The sequence below is a fragment of the Streptomyces niveiscabiei genome (genome assembly GCF_001419795.1).
GTDB lineage: Bacteria > Actinomycetota > Actinomycetes > Streptomycetales > Streptomycetaceae > Streptomyces > Streptomyces niveiscabiei.
The window spans coordinates 1-3249 of record NZ_LIRL01001242.1; the positions used below are offsets into that span (position 1 = coordinate 1).

The 3249-nt window shown below is 68.7% G+C and carries 3 protein-coding genes and 1 pseudogene; 2 read left to right on the plus strand and 2 right to left on the minus strand.

Annotated features, from left to right (window positions below):
- Nucleotides 1-899: phosphotransferase (locus AOK24_RS42600; protein WP_055725225.1), on the plus strand; the 899-nt coding region annotated here is incomplete at its 5' end.
- Between the two features lie 128 nt (nt 900-1027).
- Nucleotides 1028-1951 carry a class I SAM-dependent methyltransferase gene (locus AOK24_RS42605; protein WP_055725226.1) on the plus strand — a complete coding sequence of 308 codons (924 nt, stop codon included), beginning with the start codon at nt 1028-1030 and terminating at the stop codon, nt 1949-1951.
- Here the strand turns inward: AOK24_RS42605 and AOK24_RS42610 are convergent.
- Entirely contained in the window at nt 1948-2718 is a 771-nt protein-coding gene (locus AOK24_RS42610) for a succinate dehydrogenase/fumarate reductase iron-sulfur subunit (RefSeq protein ID WP_055725227.1), read from the minus strand. The two genes, AOK24_RS42605 and AOK24_RS42610, sit on opposite strands and share 4 nt — an antisense overlap.
- A pseudogene (locus AOK24_RS42615) lies at nt 2715-3249 on the minus strand (fumarate reductase/succinate dehydrogenase flavoprotein subunit); the annotation flags it as partial. The gene AOK24_RS42610 and the pseudogene AOK24_RS42615, both read right to left, overlap by 4 nt.

A 3249-nucleotide genomic window follows, 5' to 3' on the forward strand; every position in this document is an offset into this window, starting at 1 on the left:
GCCAACTCCTCCGCTCCGAACGCCTCCGCGGCGGCTCCAAGAAGGGCGTCTACCGGCTCCACCTGGACGACGGCCGTACCGCCATCGCCTACGTCTGGTCCCCCGAGGAGAACTACTGGGACCACACCCAACCCCCCGACCGCCGCCGCCCGTTCTCCCCAGCCACCGGCCTCGACCTCCTCGTGGCCGCCCACGACCGCCTGACCGCCGTAGGCGTCCGCACCCCGCGCATCCTGTACGTCGGAGCGGACACGGTCGTGGCCGAGGACGTCACCGGCGGGACGTTGGAGGACGCGCTGCAACGCGACCCCCAGCACCCCGCGTTGGACCGCCTCGCGGAAGCCCTGCGGGTCATGCACGCCCATGAGAACGCGCGGTACGGGAAGGTCGCCCTCGTCGATTCCGGCGGCGTCTCCGACGGGACCTCGTGCGAACAGGTCGTCCACGAAGGGGCGTTGAGGGAACTCGACAAGGGTGTGGCGCTGGAGCCGCGTCTCGCCGCCGTACGGGAACCCCTCGCCGAGCGGATCGAGAGCCTTTACGAGGCCGTCCAGCCGCGCAGCCGGCACGCGTTGATCCATGGCGAACTCGGCGCGGATCATGTCCTGTTGACGGAGGACGGCGAGCCGGTGCTGATCGACATCGAGGGGTTGATGTACTTCGACCTGGAGCATGAGCACGTTTTCCTGAGGCTTCGCTTCGGGGACTGGTACGAGCGCCTGCCGCACCCCGAACTGGACGGCGACAGGCTCAGGTTCTACCGGCTGTGCATGCATCTCAGCCTGGTCAGCGGCCCGTTGACCTTGATTGAGGGAGATTTTCCCAACCCCGGGTTCATGCGAGGCATCGCGGAGCACAATCTGGGAGAGGTGCTGCGTCTCCTGGATGAGGCTCGCTGAAACCGCCCGCCGCAAGCTTCACCGGAAGTTCATACCGGCTTCGCCGTCAGGGATCCACGCGTTGGTTGTGCGGCTCATGCGCACGTCCTAGCGTCCACATCTCCGAACTCTGTGAGGGATCCACCCTGATGCGATCGCTACTCACCAGCAAGGCTGTTCGCCGCGCGCTGCGCCCGGCGGCGGAACTCATCGACCAGCGCATCGAACGCCAGGTCCGCAAGGCCGTGAAGAGCGCCGGCCCGGCGGCGGACATCCAGCGGGAACTGAAGCAACTGCGCGATCGCCAGCGCCCGATGGAACTCTTCTTCGACGGCACGGGACGCGGCGTCTCCCGGATGCCGGGCGGCGAGCACCTCGACAAGGCGATCGGCGAACTGACGGTGGTGACCGGCGACCGCGAGGGCGCCGAGCGTGCCGTCGCCCAGGCGTTCCGGCTGCTGATCGCCGTGGAGGCGCTCGGCGTCGGCCGGATCGCGGGCGGCACGATGAACATCGTCGGCAAGCTCTCCGCCGTCCCCCTCCTGGACCCGCCGAACGACGAGATCCTGGAGATCGGCACGCTGTACGGCATGTTCAGCGCGGCCCTGATCCGCATGATGGAGCGCGCGGGCCGCGACCCGAAGCTCACGATCGTCGACCCGCTGGCGGGCACGCAGCTCCAGCCGGGCACGACGATGGGCGACGACGCGACGGGCACGCCGGTGCGCGGCGCGGCCGTCCGCACCAACCTCGCGCTGGCCGGCGACGCGGGCACCTCCGCCCGTATCCAGCAGGGCTTCTCCGAGGACCCCGAGGTCCGTGCGCTGGTCTCCGACCGGAAGTACGGCGTGGTCATCGTCGATGGCGACCACTCCGCGAACGGGGTCGCGCAGGACCTGGAGTGGGTCGAGGAGATCATCGCGCCGGGCGGGATCGTCGTCCTCGACGACTTCGGTCACCCCAAGTGGCCCGGAATCAAAGAGGCGTTCGACAAGCACATGGCCGGGGGGACCCGGCTCGAATTCCTCGGTTCCGTGGCGCACTCGGGGTACTTGCGGGCGAAGAAGGCTTAAGGGGTCCGGCGGCGGATCTTGTTGCCGAGCCACACCAGCGGGTCGTACTTGCGGTCCACGGCCCGCTCCTTCAGCGGGATCAGCGCGTTGTCGGTGATGTGGATGCCCTCGGGGCAGACCTCCGTACAGCACTTGGTGATGTTGCAGTAGCCGAGGCCGTGTTCGTCCTGGGCCGTCGTCTTGCGGTCCAGGCCGGACTCCTGGGCCGCGTCCAGCGGGTGCATGTCCAACTCGGCGACCCGCATGAGGAACCGGGGTCCCGCGAACGCCGTCTTGTTCTCCTCGTGGTCCCGGACGACATGGCACGTGTCCTGGCAGAGGAAGCACTCGATGCACTTGCGGAACTCCTGCGAGCGGTCCACGTCCTCCTGCATCATCCGGTACTCGCCGGGAGCGACCCCGGCGGGCGGCACGAACGCCGGAACCTCCCTCGCCTTCTGGTAGTTGAAGCCGACGTCCGTCACCAGATCGCGGACGACCGGGAAGGTCCGCAGCGGCGTGACCGTGATCGTCTCCGTCCGCTCGAACACCGACATGCGGGTCATGCACATCAGCCTCGGGCGGCCGTTGATCTCCGCCGAGCACGAACCGCACTTGCCCGCCTTGCAGTTCCAGCGCACCGCCAGGTCCGGTGCCTGCGTTGCCTGGAGGCGGTGGATGATGTCCAGCACGACCTCGCCCTCGTTGACTTCGACGGTGAAGTCCTCCAGGCCGCCGCCTCCGACGTCACCCCGCCACACCTTGAAGCGGGCCTCGTATCCACTCACTCGTACAGCTCCTCTTCGGCGAGGTACTTGACCAGCTCCTCCTTGTCGAAGAGGGCGAGCAGGTCGGGGCGGATGGGGGTGGTCGTCTCACGGGTCAGGGTGATCTGGTCGCGCTCGGTCAACTCGCCCTTGGGGTCGGTGAGTTGGCACAGGAGATTGACGTTGCGCCAGGACCGCTCCATCGTCGGGTGGTCCTCGCGGGTGTGGCCGCCCCGCGACTCGGTACGCTCCAGCGCCGCCCGCGCCACACACTCGCTGACCAGCAGCATGTTGCGCAGGTCCAGGGCGAGGTGCCAGCCCGGGTTGAACTGCCGGTGCCCCTCGACCCCGGCACGCCGGGCCCGGACCCTCAACTCGGCGAGTTTCCCCAGGGCTTGTTCCATCTCGCCCTGGCGCCGGATGATCCCGACGAGGTCGTTCATGGCCTGTTGGAGCTCCTGGTGGAGGGTGTAGGGGTTCTCGGGCGCCCTCGGCGAAGGCTGCGAGCCGGCTGACGCGCCCCCGGCTCCCGCCGCCCCCTGGGCCCCCGCG